Origin of the sequence: Vibrio diabolicus, from assembly GCF_011801455.1 — a bacterium.
GTDB classification, from domain to species: domain Bacteria; phylum Pseudomonadota; class Gammaproteobacteria; order Enterobacterales; family Vibrionaceae; genus Vibrio; species Vibrio diabolicus.
Genome location: NZ_CP042451.1, coordinates 2,411,609 through 2,433,009 on the forward strand (window position 1 = coordinate 2,411,609; position 21,401 = coordinate 2,433,009).

The window sequence follows — 21,401 nt, forward strand, 5'->3', positions numbered from 1 at the left end:
TTCAGTCCGTTTCAAATAGAAATAAAAAAGCCCCAAAGAGCGAACTCTTTGGGGCTTTCAGCTTTAGTCTTCTATACTACGGTCGGATAGAAGCTTATTGCTGAACTTGGTATTCAAATTCTGGAACAACGATTTCTACGCGACGGTTTTGCTGACGACCTTCACGAGTGTCGTTTGAAGCGATTGGGTTGTTTTCACCTTCGCCACGCGCTTGAATACGTGATGAATCAATGCCTTTTTCAACAAGTGCGTTAGCTACAGATTCAGCGCGTTTCTCAGAAACTTTTAGGTTGTAAGCTGCTGGGCCAGAAGTATCTGTGTAACCTACAACTTCAACGTTCGCTTGTGGGTGCTCGTTTAGGAAAGCAACTAGGTTATCAAGTTTTGCAGCGCTCTCTGGTTTTAGAGTTGTGCTGTTTAGATCGAAGCTACCAGTGCCGATTGTTTGAGTTTCGAATGTTTTCGTTACAACTACTGGCTCTTCTACCACTTCTTCTACAACCACTTCTTCAACAACAACTGGCTCTTCTACGATTACTGGCTCATCGTTGCCACCGAATTTGAAAGAAACACCCAGTGTTGCTGTGTTACCTGTCGCACGAGTTACATCGTTGCTGATATCAGTCAGAGTTTGGTATTCCGCACGAGCAGTTACGTTTTGGCTTAGGTTGAACTCAAGGCCAGCTGCGCCTAGGTAAGAGTAATCATCTTTACCATCAAACATTACGTAAGCGCCACCCACTTTACCGTAAAGTGCGATGTCTTCAGTGATTGGTAGGCTGAATTTAGGTGCAAGAGTGATTGCTTCTACATGGCCACCGAAAGAAGTTTGGTCAAAATCACCGATGTTGTCGAAACCTGCTTCTACTGCGAAGTATTTATTCATTTCGTAACCAACAAAAGCGCCAAGAGTAGAGTCGTCTTTGTCACAAGCCTGGCCCGCTACACACGCGTCTTCCATCCATGACTTACCCATCTTACCACCAACGTATACTTCTGCTTGTGCTGCTGAAGCCATAAGTAGAGACGCTGAAATTACCGCTGCTAATTTTTTCATTATTGATTCCTCTAAAGAAGTTCTTTTGTTAGATGCCGAAATGCGCCGTCTGACTGACGTTGTATTTCAATTCTTTTTATTCATTCCTTGAGTGAGATACTTAGTCAGCTTCTTTTTATGCACATGCATTTTTTTTATGGAAGCTACTTACGTACATTTCCTGTTCAGTGATACATATCGCCATCTCGGTATCACTGACGGGGTGAACTATAACGCTAAGAAATCGCGAGAAAAATCCCAATTCTGTCAATTTATTGTCATCAAAAATCTCAACAACATGTGATCTTAAGCAAAAAAATCCCCACACAATCACGACGCAAACGTTTGCTTTATTTTCTGGAACACTACAACTTAAGCAAAGTTTTTTCTTAAAAATGAGACAACAAAAATGGAACTTTAAGGAGGGTGGATAAAAATCAATCAGATATTTGATATATAATCGCTCGTTTTTTATTCATGCCAACGATGTTTGGATTAAAAAATCTTATCCATACCTAGGTGAATTACGGTCCAAAATACCACATCCTTCACCGACATATGAGAAGGTTTCTCATTATCTAAGGTTCAGATACAAAAAAGCCGCGGGTGTTTACCGCGGCTTTGTGACTATTTATTCAAAAGAACGTTTAGTTCAAAGCAATTATGCGTTTGCTTCACGCTCAGCAATGAACTCAAGCGCCATCTTAATACGAGCAACACAACGCTCTTTGCCAACCAGTTCCATTACTGCATCTACAGAAGGAGACTGACCGCCGCCTGTAACAGCAACACGTAATGGCATACCGATTTTGCCCATGCCGATTTCTAGCTCTTCACAGACTGCAGCGATAACGCCATCTTTGATGTTTGCTGTTGTCCACTCGGTCAGTGCTTCAGCTTTCGCTAGAGCAAGCTCTAGAGGCTCTTTAGCCACACCGCGTAAGTGTTTCTTCGCTGCGCCCGCTTCAAACTCAGAGAAATCTTCGTAGAAGTAACGGATTTGCTCAGCTAGCTCAACTAGCGTGTTGCAACGCTCACCCACTAGCTTGATCACGTCAGTGATAGCAGGACCATTCGTTACGTCTAGTTTTTGTTGATCTAGGTGCCATTGTAGGTGTTCTGCAACGTACGCAGGATCTGAATTTTTGATGTAATGGTTGTTCAACCATTGCAGTTTGTCCGTGTTGAAGGCAGACGCTGACTTAGATACTGCGTTTAGGCTGAATAGGTTGATCATCTCTTCTTGAGAGAAGATTTCTTGGTCGCCATGAGACCAACCTAGGCGCACTAGGTAGTTGTTTAGTGCTGCAGGCAGGTAACCCATATCGCGATATTGCATGACTGATACTGCACCATGACGCTTAGACAGTTTCGCACCGTCATCACCCAAGATCATTGCACAGTGCGCAAACGTTGGTACTGGCGCACCTAGTGCTTCGTAGATGTTGATTTGACGAGGCGTATTGTTGATGTGGTCTTCACCACGAACAACGTGAGTGATACCCATGTCCCAGTCATCCACTACTACACAGAAGTTGTAAGTAGGTGAACCGTCAGTACGACGAATGATTAGGTCATCCATTTGATCGTTGCGGATTTCAATGCGACCACGGATTTGATCATCAAATACTACGCTGCCTTCTTTCGGGTTACGGAAACGGATAACACATGGATCGCCATCTTTTGCCGCTTCGTTTGCTGCTTTGATTTTTGGATGGTTAGCATCGTAGCGAGGCATTTCTTTATTTGCTTCTTGCTCTGCACGGATTTCATCTAGCAGCTCTTTAGACGCGTAACATTTGTAAGCTTTGTCTTCTGCCAGCAGCTTATCAACCATTTCGTTGTAACGATCAAAACGTTGAGTTTGGTAGTAAGGACCTTCATCCCACTCAAAGCCTAGCCATTCCATGCCTTCAAGAATTGCATCAACCGCTTCCTGAGAGTTACGCTCAAGGTCTGTATCTTCGATACGTAGAACGAATTCACCACCTTGGTTTTTAGCGTATAGCCAAGAGTAAAGTGCAGTACGCGCACCACCAACGTGTAGATAGCCAGTTGGGCTAGGAGCAAAACGAGTTTTAACCGTCATTTGAGTTCCTTAGGGGTAATGAGCAACGAGAGATCTCTCGTTGTAATGTCAAGGATAAAAGTGGCGACATTTTACCACCGTAAGTCAATTCTACAATCGGTTTGACACCAGAAATACAAACAGGGCAGCACCAATAAAGGTACTGCCCTCCTATTTACTGTTAAAGTGCAGAACGAAATTACTTCAGGTTACGCATCGCCCATTGCATAAATTCTTGCTGCTCTTCACGGCTTAACTCATTAAACGATGCTTTGATTGTTTTAGTTTCCGCCGGAGAAGACGCAATGCTTGCCTTGGTCGATTCTTTGTTCATTGCATTGTTATAGTCAGCCACTTCTCGCTCGTAATCACGAAAACCTTGCAAGCCACCTTTACGAAGTTGAACCATAGAGAATTCCACTTCTTTTCCGTGTTTGTCTTTCAATACCACTTTGGGATCGAGTTCGAAAGCTTTCGCTTCTTCGATGGTACGGAACGCTTTGTAAGTCAGCGATAGTTCGGCGTCTTTTTCTGCTTCAAACTCTAATACCAGTGGCTGCGAATCGAACTTACGGCGCTTGCCATCTTCAAAGACAATTTTTCCAACCGTCACCGCCAACTGATTTTCCCCGTCCTTCAGCTCGATGCTGTTATTTTTGGAAATCCACTCAGGGTACACGAACTCACCGTTGAGAACGCGAGGAACCAGTTCAGCTTGCAGAGTCAGTTGAGCAGCAAAAGCAGGCGCAGAAAGCATTGCGCAAAGTCCGAGAAGTGTCGTTGTTTTTTTCATCGTGGTTTCTCACTTTATACCAATTTAGATAAGCCTCTGAAACTTACAGGCCAGTCATTCCAAAGGCTTATTTGAATCAGTATCAAGACAAAAAGGGCGTTTCCGCCCTTTTTTCTGCTTCTTTATTAGAAGTAGTATTCAACACCCACAGAGAACTCATCGTAGTCCGCAGATTTCCAACGCGCTTCTGTTGGTTTATCCAGTTGATATGCACCGTCGCCAAAGTCTAGAGTACGAGCACGTACGTAAAGCACTGCCGATGGGTCTACGAAGTACATAACTTGTGCAGATAGTACATCGTCTGCTGTATCGTTAATTGTCTTACCATCACGCTCTAGATCAAAGTTCGCTGCGTAAGCCAGTTTGTACTGCCAATCACCTGTGGTGTACATGATAGCGGCAGACATTGCGTCTTGCTTCTCACTCACGCCGTTGCTTGCGTCAGCTTCCATGTATTTGTATTGCGCGAAGAAAGAAATACCGTTATCAAACCAGCCTTGAGCACCCACCAAGTATGTGTTGTTTTCCCACGTTTGGCCTTCCATCTTAATGTTACGGTTACCCTCGTATGCGGCATCTAACTGAATTGGACCAATTTTGTAGTGCGCTGCGATACCACCCCAGTAGTCATCACCTTCACCCAGACCCGCTTTGTCACCTGCACCAGCCGCAATATCTAGAGAGAATTTGTCCGCATACATTGGCGAGTCCCAACGAATGGTGTTTGATTGACGGTCTTGATACTTAGCACCACCGATTGCACCACCCCAGTCGTAAACATCACCGAGACCTGGGTTAGATGCAGGCCAGTCAACCAATTCGTACATCGGTGTTAATACTCGACCTAAACGAACTTGGCCCCAAGATGCACTTTCAAAACCGACGAATGTGTCACGTTCACCAAGACCTGCACCCTCGCCGCCAAAGCTAGGGTCAACGTAACCACCTTCGATTTGCCAAATAAAAGTAGGACCGAAGTTAGCAAATTGTTTTTTACCGCGGAAACCGATGCGAGATTCGTTGTTTAGCTGCATGCCACCTAGATCATCGTCCGTTGCTTTGTTGCCAGAATCGTAATCGCGGTACGCGGCCTGCATCGCGATGATCCCGTAAACTTCATAAGAGAATGAATCTTTGGTTAGGAACTCTTTTGCTGCGTCACTGTTTGCACCATCAGCAAATGCAGCACCACTGAACATCATGCCTGTGATTGCCGTAGCAAGTAGGCTTTTCTTTAGGTAAGACATTTTTAACCCCTATATTTTTTAGTTTTTTCCATTTTCAAATTCGCTAACTAGGACATGGCAGGAACTTGAAACAATGTTTGGACGGGGCAAATATGACAAACTTTTTTCGCACTAAAAAACTTTCCCTACAGCAATCTGAGCGACTTCAAAATGAGAAGATCAAAAATAATATAATCAATTAAAAATCAAAAACTTAAATTTAAATATAAAAAATCAAAAACGTTAAAAGCACTTTTTGACACTGAACTGACATTGAGAGCATCTCAAAAGCGTGAGCGACTTCATTCATCTTTTAGGTGTTTTAACGGAACTTTATATTCAGAGAGAAAAAACCTTGAGATCACTCGCAAGTAAAATGGCGGTGAACTTGTGTGATTCAAGCGATTTTGACGAAATTGTTGTGAGCCCAAAATGGGTATTGACCTTACCCTTGCAGGAAGGTTTAAGCTCAATGTATCACTATTATTGAGGTGCAGATTATGTATCAGTTTGTTATACCTTTATCAGGGCTCAACTGCATGGGCTGTGCGAGAAAAGTTGAGAAGGCTTTACATGCGAATCACGATGTAGAGATCCTCACTTTGTCCCCAACGCAAGTAGAGGTCAAAACCGAGTCCTCGCTTAAAGAGCTTGTTTCATCAATTGAATCTCTTGGTTACCAAGCAGGAAATCAGTACGAGTTAAACCTTTCAGGCTTAAGCTGTGGCGGCTGCGTGAAAAAACTCTCGTCTTTATTAGACTCTCATCAAGACGTTATTTCTTTCGAGGCTTCAACAACGCACTTAGAGATTCGTACCCTACTCTCCGAGCAACAAGTCATTGAGCTAGTTGCCAGCTTGGGCTATACGGCCAACAATAGCGCTGTTACTGATAACTCAGTTGCTGAAGAGCACAAGGCAATCACTCCCGATCAACGCCAAAGCCAGACATATCAAAGCGAAAAAGGCGACCAAGCAGCGCCTGACGAGCAACCAGCAGGCACGGCTCAACTACAGATGTTGATTCAAGGTATGACCTGTGCAAGCTGTGTCGCATCAGTAGAAAAAGCCCTGACTAATGTACAAGGGGTTGAAAAAGCTCAGGTAAACCTCGCAGAACAAAGCGCACTGGTGTTTGTGACTGAAGACTCAGATTCGTTACATCAATCTATTTTGCAATCTGTCAAACAAGCGGGTTACCAAGGCGAGGTTTTACAAGACGCCGCGACACAGCAAGAAAAGCAAGCGCAGCAACAACGTCAACAGCAAAAACGCTTTAAGTTGGATGCAATTGCCGGCCTTGTTGTGGGTGCCCCTTTGATGATTTGGGGTGTTGCTGGTGGCAACATGATGATTCGCAACACCAATGACCAATTGGTTTGGGGCGCGATCGGTATTGTGTGTTTGCTGCTGCTTGCCACTGCCGGAAAACTGTTCTTTAGTAACGCTTGGTTAGCGGCCACTCACAAGCGCGCCACGATGGATACCTTAGTTGCGCTCGGTACTGGCGCAGCGTGGTTCTATTCTATGCTTGTGGTAATTTTCCCAGATTGGTTCCCAATGGCATCTCGTCATGTTTACTTCGAAGCCAGCGCGATGATCATTGGTTTGATTTCACTTGGCCACTATATAGAAGCCAAAGCGAAAGCAAACACAACGCGCTCGCTTCAGGCTTTGGTGAACTTACAGCCTCAACAAGCGACCGTCATCACTGAGCAAGGTGATAAACAAATCGCGGTAGAAGAAATCACTTTAGGAATGAAGTTACGTATCAAGCCGGGAGAGAAAGTGCCCGTCGACGGTACGGTAATCAATGGTGAATCGTATATCGATGAGTCCATGCTAACAGGTGAGCCCGTTCCTGTATTAAAAGCACAAGAGGCACATGTATCCGCAGGGACATTGAATACCGACGGCTCTCTCACTATAGAGGCTACCGGAATCGGCGCAAATACGATGCTCGCACGTATTATTCGTATGGTGCGCAGCGCTCAGAGTAGCAAGCCCGCCATCGCTAAATTGGCAGACCAGATTTCATCGGTGTTTGTCCCTGTCGTTGTAGGCATAGCAATACTGGCCGCGCTTGTTTGGTTTGCCGTTGGCCCAGAGCCAAAAGCGAGCTATATGCTGGTGGTCACCACAACCGTACTTATCATCGCCTGCCCTTGTGCTCTAGGCTTAGCAACCCCACTTTCTGTTACGGTGGGAGTGGGTAAAGCCGCAGAACTCGGCATTTTGATCAAAGATGCTGATGCCCTGCAGCTAGCGAGTAAAATAGATACGGTTGTGTTCGATAAAACAGGCACGCTTACCCAAGGTAAACCAAGTGTGCAGCAAGTGTTTACTCACACCACCAGCCAAGAAGAGCTGTTGGGGTTAGCGTACGCCGCCGAGCGTCAGTCAGAGCACCCACTAGCAAAAGCGGTATGCGACTTTGCTAATCAGCACGACACACAAGAAGTGACTCTCGATAAATTTGAAAACGTTCGCGGACGCGGCATTTTGGCAACGTATCAAGGTAAACCGCTGCTTATTGGCTCGCTTCAATTTATGCAAGCGGAAAACGTTGCAACAGAGGCTCTTCAGGATGCAATTGACGAATGCGCTCAGAACGCATGGACTCCGGTTGCCGTTGCGCTCGATGGTGAGTTAGTCGGCCTGATCTCCATTGCTGACCCAATCAAATCGGATGCAAAACAAGCGCTCTCTGCATTAAAATCGCAAGGCATCAAAACGGTAATGCTGACGGGTGACAACCAACACGTAGCCAACGCTATCGGTCAAGAACTTGGTATTGATGAAGTAATCGCTCAAGTAATGCCAGATGAGAAAGCTCAGCACATTGAGCAACTTCAATCCCAAGGCCATGTTGTGGCAATGGTTGGGGATGGCATTAACGACGCCCCTGCTCTCGCGTTAGCCAACCTTGGTATTGCAATGGGTAGCGGCAGTGATGTCGCCATTGAAAGTTCGCAAATGACCATCCTGAACACGTCACCAATGGCGGTGGTACATGCGATTGAACTGTCGCGCGCTACACTTAAAAACATGAAGCAAAACCTATTTGGTGCCTTCGTTTATAACTCACTGGGGATCCCTGTTGCCGCAGGCGTACTTTATCCTGCATTTGGATTTTTGCTCAGCCCAGTTGTCGCAGGTGCGGCAATGGCGCTGTCATCTATTACTGTCGTTAGTAATGCAAATCGACTACGACTTTTTTCAGTAAAATAACCACTTATATTTGAGGCTATTATGAAGTTGAAATTATTGACCTTTGCAATGCTTGCGACCGCATCCGCCAACGTATTGGCAGCTGATGTCATTAACCACAAATCGCCATACTGCGGCTGCTGTGGTGAATGGACAAAACACATGGAAGAGAACGGATTTACGGTCGAAGAGAAATTGCACGATGACATGAACGCCATAAAACGCGAGCTAGGCATCAAGAACGAACAGCTTTACTCTTGCCACACAGCAGAAATCAACGGTTATGTGTTCGAAGGTCACATTCCAGCCGAAGACATTAAAGCATTCTTAGAAAATCCACCACGTAACGCAAAAGGGCTCTCGGTACCGGGCATGCCAATGGGTTCCCCTGGTATGGAGTATGGCGATAAAAAAGACAGCTACACTGTTTACGCGTTTAACGAAAAAGGCCAAGTGTTCGAATATAGCCACCACGAAGGCAACGACAAATAACAAGAAAGCCCAGCAAATCAATTGCTGGGCTTTTTCTTAATAGACAAATATAAGATTAGAAGCCGTAAGAGGCACCAAATACAAACGCATTGTTAACTAGGCTATCACCACTTGCGTTTTCTGCACCGTGTGCTTGGCTACGGAACTCAAAGTAAGGCTGAACACCTTTACGTGTCCACGTTGCGCGAAGCTCGTGGTCCATCGTTTCCGCTTCAATCATGTAGACGTTGTTGTAGCTTAGCGTCACATCTTCATTCATCACGTAACCAATACGGTTATCCATACGGTAATCTGTATCCGCATCTGCGTCTGTCGCATCAATATGCGCACGAGTACGGTTACTTAGCGAGATACCGTTATCGAAGTTGTAACCGATCTTAACCAATGGACGGTACTGTACGTTCTCGCCAGCAGAGAACAAGTGTTGGTAACCCGCTGCAACCCATAAATGATCGGTAATGTTAAATGACTGCTCACCACCCACAGTGATTGCTGGTGTTGTGTTACCCGCGCCACCGTTTTCTGTTTCCAGTTTACCCAACTGAATACCATCAAATTCGGTGTAAACCGTAAAGCCGCCGAATTGGTTATCAAAAGTATGACCAGCTTCCAGTGTAGACGTAACGTCCGAACCATGGATTCGACCATCATCGTGGAATTGAACGTTACCCGTTACGTAAGAAGAACCAGCAAAAGCGCTAGAAGCGAAAGCGAGAGAAAGAGCACTCAGTGCAAAAATGTTTTTCATAATTACTGCCTTTATTTATTCACGTTATGCGACGGTTTTAAAGGGCTTCTCTTCCCTTTTATCGCAAACTTTGGAATGTGCCTCCTTGGCGATCGCAATATTGTTCCAATTAATTCGCGATGAAAAATAAAACATTTTAAAAAGTGATCTTGTTCAAACCGACGCTCAACAACCCTGATAAAAGTATGGTAAATACAGGCACTTACCGTATTTTTCTATAATGATTCAAAAAATAGAAGTGTGATCATAAACAGGTAATTTGTTGATATTTAGCAGATTAAGTCGATCCAGTTCACAATAACCCTGACCATTACAAGCTAAAACTTATTTATCAATGAAAAATAATTAGACATTGGTCACACTTAATTTCCCCTAAAAATAAAGAAACCCTCAACATAACATTGAGGGTTTGCTTAAATTTAGCTGAGAGGATTAAGGTTATTTCACGCTAGTTACTCGGCTTGCTCTTTCCCCTGTCGCCGATACAGATCGGATAAACACTTCTCCTTTCACACTTGGACGAGCATTGTCTGCGTAAGTCAGCCAGTTTTGACCGTCTAACGAGTATTGCAGTTCAACGCCAGGGAACTGAACGTTCATAGCTAGCTTGCCGTTTTCTACTTTCGCACCAGGAATTGGAAGGCGGTAGTCGATACCAGATTTTTCTAGCTTAGCCAGTTCACGTTGGCCAAGTACGTTCGCAAAGCGGTTGTAGTCTTGGTTTAGCGATGCTTTATCAACTAGGTTAGAGTTTTGCGAGTACTCAACACCGACTTTGTAGTCATTCTCCCAATCTGCACGGTGCCATGCACGCTCTGCGGCTGCGAGTACGCGAGGAAATACCATGTACTCGTATTGCTCGTCGTTACGTACTGTCTCAGACCAAAGCTGTGCTGATAGACCGTAGAAAGGTTTCGCTTCGATTTCACCTTTACCAGTAAAGCCGTTGCCATCGCGGTCTACAGAGGTTTCTGCGTTCTGAGGCATGTTCTCTGGTGCAAAGCCAAACATCTTACGCGTATCGGTTGCACGTGTTGCCCAGTAGTAACCACGCTCTTTCGGATCAACTTCGTATGGCATGTCCATGTACACATAGTCAGGGTTAGAAACGATCACGTCGTAACCTTTCTCAGACCACTCGTACACTGATGATGTACCACCCCAGTAAAGAACGTCCCAGAAGTTAACACGCGTATTTTCTGTTGCGAATGCTTTCTCACCTTCGCTGTATTTCAAACCATCTTGCCATGCTTGGAAGTTTGGAATGCCTTTCTCAGCAACTAATTTTGATACTTCTTGTGCAAAATGACTCGGTAGGTGAGCAAAATCGCTCACTGTGCCTTCTGCGATTAACGCCTGACATTGTGGAGATTGCGCGAATGGCTTGTCTTGTTTCGACAGATCAATCGTGCCCTTCCAGCTAACTTTGTCTTGCGCGTTCACGTCTTGGAAACCAGCGCCAAGCTTGATGTTCTTCGCTTCATCGCCACCAAAGTGCCATGTCGTTAGCGGTGCCCCAGCTTCAGCGTGCATTGCTGCCACTTCTGAAATCACTTTATCTACGAAGCTAGTGGAAGATTCCATACACGGGTTGATAAAGCTTTGCTTATCGTAGAACTGAACCGTAGTGACATTAGAAGTATCTTGAGGATCCATCAGGCGGTATTCGTTCGCTTCAGCTTCCTTACCTTCTTCCATCAGGCGGTCGTAACGTGCTTCCATTGATACTACCGCTGCACGCGCGTGTGCTGGCATATCGATTTCGGGAATGACTTCAATGTTACGCGCTTTCGCGTATTTCAAGATTTCCACGTAGTCTGTTTTACTGAAGTAGCCAGAGCCAAAGTTGTCTGTCGTTGGACCGGAACCAAGCTGAGGCAGTACGCAGCTTTTCTCTTGTGTATCGAAACAACGATTAGCGCCAACCTCTGTCAACTCAGGTAGGCCTGGGATTTCTAAACGCCAGCCTTCATCATCGGTTAGGTGAAGGTGAAGTTTGTTCATCTTGTACGCTGCCATTTGGTCTAGCGTTGCAAGAATGGCGTCTTTAGAGTGGAAGTTACGAGCCACATCCACCATCACACCACGGTAATCAAAGCGAGGTGCATCTTGAATAGACAGTTGTGGTAGAGAATCAGCATTTTGGCTATCTACCAGGCCAAAGATAGATTGTACTGCGTAGAAAGCACCTGCTTGGTCAAACGCTTTAATCGCAATACCATCGCCCTTGATGCTCATCTCGTAAGCACCAGATTTTGCCAATTCACCGGTGAAGTCTGCAGGAACAACAGTGATGCTTACAGGAAGATCACCACGAACGTCCACACCTACCACTTCTGCACGATCTTGAATTGCTGCGAATTGAGTCGCATCGAATGCGTCTTTAGGCAGCGCAATACCCGCCGCGATATCTACTGTACCTTTGCCTGCTTCAACAGACATTGGCGTTGGTAGTAACGTGGTTGATACATCTTGTTTTGCTAGGTCTTCGTTCTTCTCGAAGCGAGACACAGCGTTTGCAAATACGTTGTTGTCATCTGGCGTACGTTTTAGGTTGTTACCCTCAAGGCCAGTCACGAAAGACGCAACGTCTTCTGTGTTAAGAGAAGCGATAATCTTAGGTTCTGCGTTTGGTGCTGCAACGAAAGCGCCTGGCATAAAGTCGGTTTCAAATAACTGCCAATATTCGCCAATTAGTGGAAGTACCACTTCTTCGCCCGCCGCAAAGCCATCAAACTTATCTGTTGGTTCCAGTTTGTGTAGGTCACCCGTTACACGAGAAATTTTGAACTGATCATTATCTACATCCAAAATCAGACGAATGCTGTGGAAGTAGATAGCCCAATCTTTTGAGTTAACCGCTTCACCTTGGTTAACTAGCGTCATGTTCACCTTGTTACAAGAAGCCCACTCAGCTCCTAAATCCTGACAAGCAAGACCTTCGTTTGCACCGTGGTTAGTCAACACTTGGTATTGAATATCAAGGTTATTAGCCAGTGAATTTACAACTTGTTGCTCAGAGCTTTGCAGAGCAGAGCAACCTGCTAATGTGGTGATAACAGAAACAGCAATCAGACTAGGTTTAAACATCTTACTTCCCCAAAAAAGTCAGTGGTTCAAAACGACAATGATAAAAATCGCGGCTCCTCAAATGCGAGGGGCCTAACAGTTGCATTCAACATACAACCAGTTATTTCTAAGCGTAAAATAAATAGAAATAGGAAGTGATCTAGTTCAAAAAATGATACTCAGCAAAAACCATAAAAACTTAACTTTCATGAAGTTACAAGCCACGTCAAAATCGAACAACTTGTTTTGACGAGTTTGCTGCGATCTAGGTCACTAATATTCATGAGTTACGACTGATTTTGTAAGATTTGGATCACGCCTAATTATTTTGTGAACCATTAGTAAGCGAATGACCTATTTATCTTTCGTGAAGTGACTCTCATTTATTCATCGTCAAAACTCGTCAATATTTTTAGAAATGACGATTTTGTCGAATATCCCCACTAGAGAAATTGCACTTAACCTCAAGCATTTTTGCGTATAAAGTTTAAAGGTATCTTACCTGAGGACCATTCTATGTCTCGTCTCTTGACACTCATATCATCCCTACTTGTTGCCTTTGCTCCCTTTTCCTCTTATGCAGAACCGCAACATTGGTTAGCAAAAAAAGGGGAAACCGAGCTGATGATCATTGGCTCTGTGCATGTGGGCGATAAAACGATGTACCCACTCCCTAAAACTATTACTCAGCACTTAAGCCAAAGCGCTGGGTTGATTATCGAAGCAGATGTCAGAAACTCTGAAGGCTTGGTTTACCCACAAACAACCATTCTTTCTAAAGATGTTTTAGGCAAGGCTCAACGTCGCCACTTAGTCGAGATAGCACAAGATTTAGGGTTGCCAGAAACTCAACTTTTGAATTCTCCACCATGGACGGCTGCATTAACCATCCAACTCGCTTTAGTCAACAAACTGGGGTATGTCTCTGATAAAGGGGTCGACATGCACTTAATAGGACTCGCTGATAAAAAACAAATCCCGGTCATTCCACTGGAGTCCGTGCAATTCCAAATTGATTTAATAGCAGGTCAATCAGAAGGCGGTAAAGAGATGCTCCTCTCGTCAATTGAAGAATATGACGGTGGGGAAGAATTGGTTCAGTGTTTGATAGAAAGCTGGAAGAGCGGTGATGGTAGTATGTTGGTCGAGGCATCATTAACCGATCAAGCAACAGAAGATTTTAATCAGGCTTTCTTATATGAGCGCAATCGAGATTGGGCAAAAAAACTTGATACTGGCAGTGTCCTACCTCAACGTTCGGGTCGCTATACCGTTGTTGTCGGCAGTTTGCATCTAGTTGGTAAAGATAATCTGATTGAGCTGCTTAAAAAAAGGGGTTTTGACATAAAACCACTCGGTAAAACCCGCCAAGCTAGGTGCCATATTTAGAAATTTATTTGAAGGCAGCCAGCCTCATCAATGATGAATAGCAAGGCATCACGCTAACACGATCACTGACAATGGTTTACTCTTCTGCTAAAACGACTCTAACCTATGTGGATACATAATAACTCATATGAAATTTAAAGCTTTATTCCTATGCGTGAGCAGTATGATACTCACTTCATCGCTTGCTTATGCTAAACCGTCATGTAACGTAGAAAATTTTCAAGCTATTGATATAACCCCGGAAGCAAAAGGCGGGGTACTAGATAAAGAGAGTGGCCAGTTTCTTATTACCGAAAAACCAATGATGCGTTGTGCGAACATCACTTTTTCCACTAACCATACCCGAAATCGCGTCGCACATATGATGAATCAAGGCTTTGAAGCTGTTTACTTTGATGGAAGTTCGAGCAAATCTCACTCCGTCACGTTTGATGAAGACGAACTAAAAGCAGGTTACATCAAAGTTGGTCCAAACCATCCAAAGACCGCTTATGTTTGCTTCACAACTTCTGAAACTCCTATCAGCACTATCTCGTGTGACATCAAGTAATATATTTACTCGCTCTAAAAAATGAAAAGGCCCTACATTACTGTAGAGCCTTCCTCTCAATACGTGTCGGTGAAGTGCCATATTCTAACGTCAGGTGAACCCATTTGGCTCGATACTATTGAAGTCTAAAATTACTAGCGCTAAAAACGACGAAAGCCTGCTCATTGAGCAGGCTTTCTAAAAGTGGTCGGTGAAGAGGGATTCGAACCCCCGACCCTCTGGTCCCAAACCAGATGCGCTACCAAACTGCGCTATTCACCGAGATGTTTAACTGAGGACTTGTCCCCGTCAACGAATGCGTATATTACGGATTCTGAACTATGACGCAAGTGCTTTTTACAAAAAAACCTTAGGTCTTAATTCGTTTGATGAATAACTGAACACTAGCACGTAAAATGTGACTGATAACTCACAACAAAATACAGTTTATTAACCTTAGCAACATAATTGATCCAGATCAGTGTGCAACAAGGCACTGCCATTTAGTTTTATGCCTGTCGGGAACATCTTGGAGGAAACGTATGGACTTTTGGCTTGATCTCCTATTTGGTAATGCGGTGGGTCTATCGTCAATGATAGTAATCTTTGGGGCAATTGGTCTGATGTTATTTTACGGCGGTTTCTTCATATACAAGATCATGAACGACAAATCTCCTCACTAGATCTCGCTTAGCTCTAGAAACGCTTTGCACCGGAGTCGGTTACTTGCCTACTCCGGTTTTTTATTTGATCTCAATGCACCACTCATTGATATAATCCTATTATTCCTCCCTGTTCTTAATGAGATTACTACTATGTCTCACGATGACGATTTTGATCTGTTCCAACAGATGATGGGCGATGTAAAGCCGATCACTCAAGACACCGCCGAACACAAAAAAGTACACCAAGTAACCGAAGCGCAGCTCGCCAAGAGAGAAGCGGCAATCTGGCTAACAGAAGATGACCCAGAATACCTGTCACTTGATCACGCAGAAATGCTGAAACCAGAGGACTTTGTTGAGTTTAAACGTGATGGCGTACAAGACGGGGTTTACCGCAAACTTCGTCTTGGCAAATATCCAATCCAAGCACGCCTAGATCTGCATCGTAAAACATTGAAAGAAGCTCGTGATGAAGTCGTAAAGTTTTTAAAACAGTGCCTATCAATGGACATACGAACGGTCGTTATTGTCCACGGCCGAGGAGAACGCTCAAATCCACCAGCACTAATGAAAAGCTTTGTTAGCAGCTGGCTACAACAAATCAGGGAAGTTCAGTGCGTGCACAGTGCGCAACGCTTTCACGGTGGAACCGGAGCCGTTTACGTTCTACTTAGAAAAAGTGCGGAAAAGAAATTAGAAACTCGCGAACGTCACCAAAAACGGTTGGGCTAAATTTCACCCTAATGCTAGAATGCCCGCCCTTATTCTTCCTTCCCTTTCACGGGAAGGAAACTTCATTCGCCGTTGTGAAACGTTAGGAGACCAAAATGTCACAAGACAACGCTAAACGATTAAATAAATTCATCAGTGAAACTGGCTTTTGTTCACGCCGTGAGGCAGACAGACTGATTGAACAAGGTCGTGTCACCATTAATGGAAACAAGCCTGAAATGGGTACAAAAGTGCTACCTGGTGATGATGTTTGTGTGGATGGTAAGCCAGTTGCAGCAAAAGAGAAGCCGATTTATATCGCTCTCAATAAACCAACAGGCATCACCTGTACAACAGAACGAGATGTACCCGGGAACATCGTTGATTTTATCGGTCACAAAAAACGTATCTTTCCGATCGGCCGCTTGGATAAACCCTCTGATGGTCTGATTTTTTTGACCAACGATGGCGATATCGTCAACAAAATCCTCCGTGCTGGCAACAGCCACGAAAAAGAGTACGTTGTGCGCGTGGACAAACCGATTACAGGTGAGTTTCTCAAACAGATGTCGAGCGGCGTTAAGATTCTCGATACCGTCACTCTACCTTGTAAGGTAACGAAAGAGACTAAGTTCTCTTTCCGTATTGTGCTCACTCAAGGACTTAACCGCCAAATCCGTCGTATGTGTGAAGCACTAGGTTACGAAGTCTTTAAGCTTCGTCGTGTTCGAATCATGAATATCTCTCTTGACGGTATTCCGAACGGAAAATGGCGTTACTTAACTGACGATGAAGTCGCTGAGATTCTTGCTATGTGCGATGGTTCGGTGGGTACAGAAGAGGCATCAAAAACAGACTCTAGAGGTCGTAATATTCGTAAAGCGACTGATGCGAAGCTGTTTGATAGCCGTGAAGAAAATCAAAACTCTACTGCTCGTCGTAACCAGAAGACAAGAACTTTCCGTGGTAACAATGCTGATGAATTCCGTCATGCACCAAACTCGAAAAAAGGTCAACAAAAGCGTCGTCAGCGTGACGATGAAGGCGGACGTCCAGCTAAAGAACATTACAAAGTGAAACCACAAGGTGAACGTAGCAGACCGCAAGGCGAGCATGGAAAATCGCACCGTAAACCAGATGCATCGAGCAATAAGCACTCAGCAAACAAGCCTCAATCACCGAGTAAGCCTAAGCAGCATTACATGAACCCAAATGCCGCGAAGCCAAGCAAACCAGCTAAACGCACCGGTGGTACATTGAGTCTGAAGAAGTAACGCTTCACTAACAGGCAAGATCAAAAAAGGACGCTCATGAGCGTCCTTTTTATTTGTCATGAGTTTACAAACAAAGAGGTGCAAACTGACCACGAGTTAAGCTCAGCAAATCTCTCGGGGCTAACTCGATTTCTAAACCACGTTTACCAGCACTCACACAGATTGTGTCTTGCTCTGCTGCGCTTTCGTGCAAAAAAGTAGGTAAGGCTTTTTTCTGCCCCAGTGGGCTAATCCCACCAACAACGTAACCTGTGGTCTTTTGCGCGATTTCCGGATCAGCCATATCGGCCTTTTTGCCTTTCGCTGCTTTCGCTGCCAGTTTTAGGTTCAGCTTTTGATCAACAGGGATAATCGCAACCGCAAGGTTCTTTGGCTCGCCGTTCAAGCAGAACAGCAAGGTTTTAAATACTGTTTTCGGATCCTGCCCCAGTACTTCAGCAGCCTCCAAGCCATAACTATCGGCTCTAGGGTCGTGCTCATACTGATGAATCGTGTGTGGAATTTTTTTCTTTTTCGCAAGATTAATGGCCGGAGTCATCAAGATTCTCCTCATAAAAACAAAAAGCGCAGATTGAATTGGATCTGCGCTTTTAGTTAATGATATCAGCGAGTTTGAGTCAATCGCTTTTTCTCTGTTGGGTTACTGATCAATCGCCGTATCAACTAAATACGTGATTTCACCTGAAGGGGCATACTCATTAACATCAATAGGGCTGTGTGTTTCTAAATAATCCTTCAAAACCTCAGCATCGGTAAAACCTGTATTTACATACCCTGGATGATCGTCGATTTTAGGGTAACCATCACCACCAGCAGCATTATAGCTTGGTACGGTAAAGCGGTAATTATCATCTAAGCGAAGTTGCTTATTACCAATGAACACATTGGTTACCTCACCATTATTGATACTCATCGCAATACCCGCAAACTGCGCGTAAGCTCCAGAGTCGACAGGCTTAGTTGCAACAACATTTAGGTAATCCAATACTTCTTTGCCCGTCATATCAACGTAAGAGACCATATTGCCGAATGGCTGAACAGTCAGCACATCTTTGTAGGTAATGTCACCTGCTGCAATCGAATCGCGAACGCCGCCAGAATTCATTACGGCAAAATCTGCTTTTGCCCGTTCCATATGAGCCGTTGCAATTAATCGACCTAAGTTTGTTTGCTGGTAACGAACCACACTGCGGTCACCCTCAAGCTTACCGTTAGATTCTGCAATCTTCACGTTTAGCTTGCCCTGACCTTTTTCTTGATAAGGACGAAGAAACTCAAGCATCATTTCGTCTTGTTTAATCTCTTCTTGGATAGAGACTCGTTGCGACTGACCATCAACTTTAACTTTCTTTTTCAAGTTTACAGGGATCAGATCGTAGCTCACCATCGAGAGTTCGCCATTACGAAACTCGTAATCGGCGCGTCCCACATATTTCCCCCACTCATGTGCCTGAACAATATAAGCACCATTTTGTTGATCTGGCTGACATTCATCACCCGGTTTAAAGCTCTTTTTGATGACATTTGGACCTTCCATACAAACCGGCTCTTGTGAGTGACCACCGACAATCATATCCAGATCACCTTCATTCAAATAACGAGCTAACGCTACATCACCAGGTGCATTGATGCCTCTATTGCCATTCTCATAGTGTCCCATATGCGTGACAGCAAAAATCAGATCTGGATACTCTGTCTCTTTCAGTTCTGCAATCAGCTTCTTGGCTTCTTCTTTTGGGTCACGGAAGTCAATTTGTTCAATGAATTCAGGGTTGCCAAGTTTCGCTGTGTCTTCGGTTGTAAGACCAATGACCGCAATTTTAATGCCCTGCTTTTTAAACATCGCGTATGGTTGGAATAAACGCTTGCCAGTACTTTTATCGTAAATATTGGCAGACAACATCGGAAAGTTTGCCCACTCTTGCTGCTTGAATAGCACGTCCAATGGATTATCAAACTCATGATTACCTAGCGCCATCGCATCGTAACCAATTTTGCTCATGCCTTTAAAATCTGGCTCGGCATCTTGTAAATCAGACTCAGGTACTCCAGTGTTGATGTCACCACCAGAAAGCAGTAACACACTGCCCCCCTCTGCTTGTATTTCTTCACGCAAATCATCTATTAACGTTTTACGTGCCGCCATACCGTACTCGCCGTATCGATTTTGCCAAAAACGACCGTGATGATCGTTAGTGTGTAGCACGGTCAATTTATAGGTTGTATCTGCATTCCATTCTGGTGCAGGTTGCGTAGCACACCCAGCTAACGAGGCCAAAATAGCGGCACTCAACGCAGTTTTAATAATCAGACGCTGCTTCATTTATTTACCTTTTTTCTTATTGGGAGTCACTGATGCACATTCCCAGCAGCCTAGAGCCTTTACAGCAAGAAGCTGAGAATGATGCGCCATCTGATAAAAAAATAGCCAACACGAGGTTGGCTATTGCATTTGATCACCAGTCATCTGGCGTTTACTTGATATCGATATCTGCAAAGCTCTTGATCAGATCATCAAGAGATTTCATTTGCGCTAGGAACGGTTCTAACTTGTCTAGCGGCAGTGCAGATGGGCCATCACAGCGTGCTTGGTCTGGGTTTGGATGCGCCTCGATAAATAGACCTGCGATGCCTGTTGCTAGACCCGCTTTCGCAAGTTCAACTGTCTGCTCACGACGACCGCCAGACGCCGCACCTGACGGGTCACGCATCTGTAGTGAGTGCGTCACGTCAAAGATGATTGGGCTGCCTTTCGACGCATTTTTCATCACACCAAAGCCAAGCATGTCTACGACTAGGTTATCGTAGCCGTGGCAAGAGCCGCGCTCACATAGGATGATCTTGTCGTTACCGCATTCCGCGAACTTCTCAACGATGTTACCCACTTGACCTGGGCTCATAAATTGAGGTTTCTTCACGTTGATAACCGCACCTGTTTTTGCCATTGCTTCAACAAGGTCAGTTTGACGAGCTAGGAATGCAGGAAGCTGAATAACGTCTACCACGTCAGCGACAGGTTGAGCTTGCGCTTCAGTGTGAACGTCAGTGATGATCTTCACACCAAATGTGTCTTTTAGCTCTTGGAAGATTTTCATACCTTCTTCAAGGCCTGGGCCACGGTATGAATGAACAGAACTGCGGTTTGCTTTGTCAAACGACGCCTTAAATACGTAAGGAATGCCAAGTTTTTCCGTTACTTTTACGTAGTGCTCACAGATCTGCATCGCAAGATCACGAGACTCAAGAACGTTCATACCTGCAAATAGGGTGAATGGCTTGTCGTTAGCAACCTGAATGTCGCCGATATTAACGATTTTCTGTTCCATTTTGATTCTCTTTTTCTGTCCACGATACGCCACAGTTCGGCACATCGATAAAATTAGTGAAGTGTGACGTGCGTTTCACTCATCACATTAACTTGTGATTTTAGTAGCTCAGAAGCCGGATCGTCAGGGCATTGGTCAATAAAGTACTGAAAATCTGACACCGCCACTTGAGGGCACTCTAGCTGTTGGAAGATAAAACCACGATCACGAATCTCGTATGGGTCATCTGGCACAAAGGTTAACGCAAGGTTCGTACAACGCAACGCCAGCGTGTAGTGCTCTTCACGTAACATCGCGCTTTTGATCAACGCTAACCAGCGACCAATAATGGTTGGATTGTCAGCTTCTTCAAAGTGTTCTGGCTTTAACTGAGCCAACGGTCCTTCTTGCCCAATAAGCCAAGCTTGGAGAATTCTTTCCCCCACATACTCACCATTAAATGGGTTAATGTAGTCTGGCTTTTTATGCATCCAATCGACTTTTAGCAGAAACTGAGTAGGGAAAGTGACTCCCTTCAACGGGAAACCCAGCTTTTTGCCTAGATATAATAAAATCGAACCTAAACTAACCGGAATACCTTTTCGGCGCTCCAACACTTTATCGATAAAGCTGTTGTCCGAAATAAAGTATTCCTGCTCGTCGCCTTTGAATCCCCACTCATGGAAAAACAGTCGTAGGAATGCATCAAATCGTTGCTCTTCATCGGTTTCATGAACAAGCGTGGCTTCTGCATCTTTGTAAAGACGCTCTAACTCTTGTTTCGCCCAATGTACTTTGGTTTCTGGGTTAATCGCTTTGTTTAGCTCAAGCGCACCTTCCACCAACGGTATATTGTCAAAATCTTCGTCAAAAAACTCTAACATGAC

General features: G+C 44.6%; 17 protein-coding genes and 1 tRNA gene. 7 read left to right on the forward strand and 11 right to left on the reverse strand.

Annotation, left to right across the window (positions count from 1 at the left end; genetic code table 11):
• Window positions 1–94 precede the first annotated feature (94 nt).
• The 4 genes from FR741_RS11430 to chiP form a co-directional block, all read right to left on the reverse strand.
• The gene (locus FR741_RS11430) at window positions 95–1,057 is read right to left on the reverse strand and encodes an OmpA family protein (protein WP_167426816.1); all 963 of its coding nucleotides are present in this window, start codon (window positions 1,055–1,057) and stop codon (window positions 95–97) included.
• 640 nt (window positions 1,058–1,697) lie between these two features.
• Window positions 1,698–3,125: a glutamate--tRNA ligase gene (gene gltX / locus FR741_RS11435; RefSeq protein WP_167426817.1), complete on the reverse strand. Its 1,428-nt coding sequence runs from the start codon at window positions 3,123–3,125 to the stop codon at window positions 1,698–1,700.
• A 178-nt stretch (window positions 3,126–3,303) separates the two neighbouring features.
• Window positions 3,304–3,897, reverse strand: coding sequence for a YccT family protein (locus FR741_RS11440; protein WP_167426818.1), 594 nt, complete (start codon window positions 3,895–3,897; stop codon window positions 3,304–3,306).
• A gap of 125 nt (window positions 3,898–4,022) precedes the next feature.
• Window positions 4,023–5,144, reverse strand: coding sequence for a chitoporin (gene chiP / locus FR741_RS11445; protein ID WP_006743034.1), 1,122 nt, complete (start codon window positions 5,142–5,144; stop codon window positions 4,023–4,025).
• Between the two features lie 479 nt (window positions 5,145–5,623).
• Here chiP and FR741_RS11450 point away from each other — a divergent pair, with 479 nt between their 5' ends.
• Window positions 5,624–8,353, forward strand: coding sequence for a heavy metal translocating P-type ATPase (locus tag FR741_RS11450; RefSeq protein WP_167426819.1), 2,730 nt, complete (start codon window positions 5,624–5,626; stop codon window positions 8,351–8,353).
• Window positions 8,354–8,374: 21 nt separating this feature from the next.
• Window positions 8,375–8,824, forward strand: coding sequence for a DUF411 domain-containing protein (locus FR741_RS11455; RefSeq protein ID WP_167426820.1), 450 nt, complete (start codon window positions 8,375–8,377; stop codon window positions 8,822–8,824).
• Window positions 8,825–8,879: 55 nt separating this feature from the next.
• Here the strand turns inward: FR741_RS11455 and FR741_RS11460 are convergent, their stop codons facing one another.
• On the reverse strand, window positions 8,880–9,572 hold the full coding sequence (locus tag FR741_RS11460) for an oligogalacturonate-specific porin KdgM family protein (protein WP_005382004.1): 693 nt from the start codon (window positions 9,570–9,572) through the stop codon (window positions 8,880–8,882).
• Between the two features lie 438 nt (window positions 9,573–10,010).
• Window positions 10,011–12,662 (reverse strand): beta-N-acetylhexosaminidase, encoded by a 2,652-nt coding sequence (locus tag FR741_RS11465; RefSeq protein WP_167426821.1) that lies wholly within the window; start codon window positions 12,660–12,662, stop codon window positions 10,011–10,013.
• A 495-nt stretch (window positions 12,663–13,157) separates the two neighbouring features.
• Between FR741_RS11465 and FR741_RS11470 the strand changes: the two genes are divergently transcribed.
• Window positions 13,158–14,030, forward strand: coding sequence for a TraB/GumN family protein (locus FR741_RS11470; RefSeq protein ID WP_150916428.1), 873 nt, complete (start codon window positions 13,158–13,160; stop codon window positions 14,028–14,030).
• Between the two features lie 127 nt (window positions 14,031–14,157).
• A complete protein-coding gene (locus tag FR741_RS11475; protein WP_167426822.1) occupies window positions 14,158–14,580 on the forward strand; it encodes a hypothetical protein in 423 nt (140 codons plus the stop codon).
• 184 nt (window positions 14,581–14,764) lie between these two features.
• On the opposite strand, the gene FR741_RS11480 is transcribed toward FR741_RS11475, so the two are convergent.
• Window positions 14,765–14,841: transfer RNA gene (locus tag FR741_RS11480), tRNA-Pro, on the reverse strand.
• A 260-nt stretch (window positions 14,842–15,101) separates the two neighbouring features.
• Here FR741_RS11480 and FR741_RS11485 point away from each other — a divergent pair.
• The 3 genes from FR741_RS11485 (at window position 15,102) to rluF (ending at window position 17,209) form a co-directional block, all read left to right on the forward strand.
• The gene (locus FR741_RS11485) at window positions 15,102–15,242 is read left to right on the forward strand and encodes a DUF3149 domain-containing protein (RefSeq protein ID WP_005382236.1); all 141 of its coding nucleotides are present in this window, start codon (window positions 15,102–15,104) and stop codon (window positions 15,240–15,242) included.
• Window positions 15,243–15,374: 132 nt separating this feature from the next.
• On the forward strand, window positions 15,375–15,956 hold the full coding sequence (smrA, locus tag FR741_RS11490; RefSeq protein ID WP_005393162.1) for a DNA endonuclease SmrA: 582 nt from the start codon (window positions 15,375–15,377) through the stop codon (window positions 15,954–15,956).
• 95 nt (window positions 15,957–16,051) lie between these two features.
• Window positions 16,052–17,209: a 23S rRNA pseudouridine(2604) synthase RluF gene (rluF, locus tag FR741_RS11495; RefSeq protein ID WP_167426823.1), complete on the forward strand. Its 1,158-nt coding sequence runs from the start codon at window positions 16,052–16,054 to the stop codon at window positions 17,207–17,209.
• Window positions 17,210–17,273: 64 nt separating this feature from the next.
• Here rluF and ybaK read toward each other — a convergent pair whose 3' ends face one another.
• From ybaK to FR741_RS11515, 4 genes are all read right to left on the reverse strand, one after another.
• A complete protein-coding gene (ybaK, locus tag FR741_RS11500) occupies window positions 17,274–17,747 on the reverse strand; it encodes a Cys-tRNA(Pro) deacylase (protein WP_005382231.1) in 474 nt (157 codons plus the stop codon).
• A 102-nt stretch (window positions 17,748–17,849) separates the two neighbouring features.
• Window positions 17,850–19,532: a bifunctional UDP-sugar hydrolase/5'-nucleotidase UshA gene (ushA, locus tag FR741_RS11505; RefSeq protein ID WP_167426824.1), complete on the reverse strand. Its 1,683-nt coding sequence runs from the start codon at window positions 19,530–19,532 to the stop codon at window positions 17,850–17,852.
• Between the two features lie 151 nt (window positions 19,533–19,683).
• On the reverse strand, window positions 19,684–20,535 hold the full coding sequence (gene kdsA / locus FR741_RS11510; RefSeq protein ID WP_005384095.1) for a 3-deoxy-8-phosphooctulonate synthase: 852 nt from the start codon (window positions 20,533–20,535) through the stop codon (window positions 19,684–19,686).
• Between the two features lie 53 nt (window positions 20,536–20,588).
• Window positions 20,589–21,398, reverse strand: coding sequence for a SirB1 family protein (locus tag FR741_RS11515; RefSeq protein ID WP_005384098.1), 810 nt, complete (start codon window positions 21,396–21,398; stop codon window positions 20,589–20,591).
• Window positions 21,399–21,401 lie beyond the last annotated feature (3 nt).

Bases quoted from the DNA above. Each gene is read 5' to 3' on its own strand.
- ybaK (WP_005382231.1), bottom strand. From the start codon at position 17,747: ATGACTCCGGCCATTAATCTTGCGAAAAAGAAAAAAATTCCACACACG.
- FR741_RS11470 (WP_150916428.1), top strand. From the start codon at position 13,158: ATGTCTCGTCTCTTGACACTCATATCATCCCTACTTGTTGCCTTTGCT.
- FR741_RS11485 (WP_005382236.1), top strand. From the start codon at position 15,102: ATGGACTTTTGGCTTGATCTCCTATTTGGTAATGCGGTGGGTCTATCG.
- kdsA (WP_005384095.1), bottom strand. From the start codon at position 20,535: ATGGAACAGAAAATCGTTAATATCGGCGACATTCAGGTTGCTAACGAC.
- rluF (WP_167426823.1), top strand. From the start codon at position 16,052: ATGTCACAAGACAACGCTAAACGATTAAATAAATTCATCAGTGAAACT.
- FR741_RS11465 (WP_167426821.1), bottom strand. From the start codon at position 12,662: ATGTTTAAACCTAGTCTGATTGCTGTTTCTGTTATCACCACATTAGCA.
- gltX (WP_167426817.1), bottom strand. From the start codon at position 3,125: ATGACGGTTAAAACTCGTTTTGCTCCTAGCCCAACTGGCTATCTACAC.
- FR741_RS11455 (WP_167426820.1), top strand. From the start codon at position 8,375: ATGAAGTTGAAATTATTGACCTTTGCAATGCTTGCGACCGCATCCGCC.
- FR741_RS11430 (WP_167426816.1), bottom strand. From the start codon at position 1,057: ATGAAAAAATTAGCAGCGGTAATTTCAGCGTCTCTACTTATGGCTTCA.
- FR741_RS11450 (WP_167426819.1), top strand. From the start codon at position 5,624: ATGTATCAGTTTGTTATACCTTTATCAGGGCTCAACTGCATGGGCTGT.
- FR741_RS11460 (WP_005382004.1), bottom strand. From the start codon at position 9,572: ATGAAAAACATTTTTGCACTGAGTGCTCTTTCTCTCGCTTTCGCTTCT.
- ushA (WP_167426824.1), bottom strand. From the start codon at position 19,532: ATGAAGCAGCGTCTGATTATTAAAACTGCGTTGAGTGCCGCTATTTTG.
- chiP (WP_006743034.1), bottom strand. From the start codon at position 5,144: ATGTCTTACCTAAAGAAAAGCCTACTTGCTACGGCAATCACAGGCATG.
- FR741_RS11440 (WP_167426818.1), bottom strand. From the start codon at position 3,897: ATGAAAAAAACAACGACACTTCTCGGACTTTGCGCAATGCTTTCTGCG.
- FR741_RS11515 (WP_005384098.1), bottom strand. From the start codon at position 21,398: ATGTTAGAGTTTTTTGACGAAGATTTTGACAATATACCGTTGGTGGAA.
- FR741_RS11475 (WP_167426822.1), top strand. From the start codon at position 14,158: ATGAAATTTAAAGCTTTATTCCTATGCGTGAGCAGTATGATACTCACT.
- smrA (WP_005393162.1), top strand. From the start codon at position 15,375: ATGTCTCACGATGACGATTTTGATCTGTTCCAACAGATGATGGGCGAT.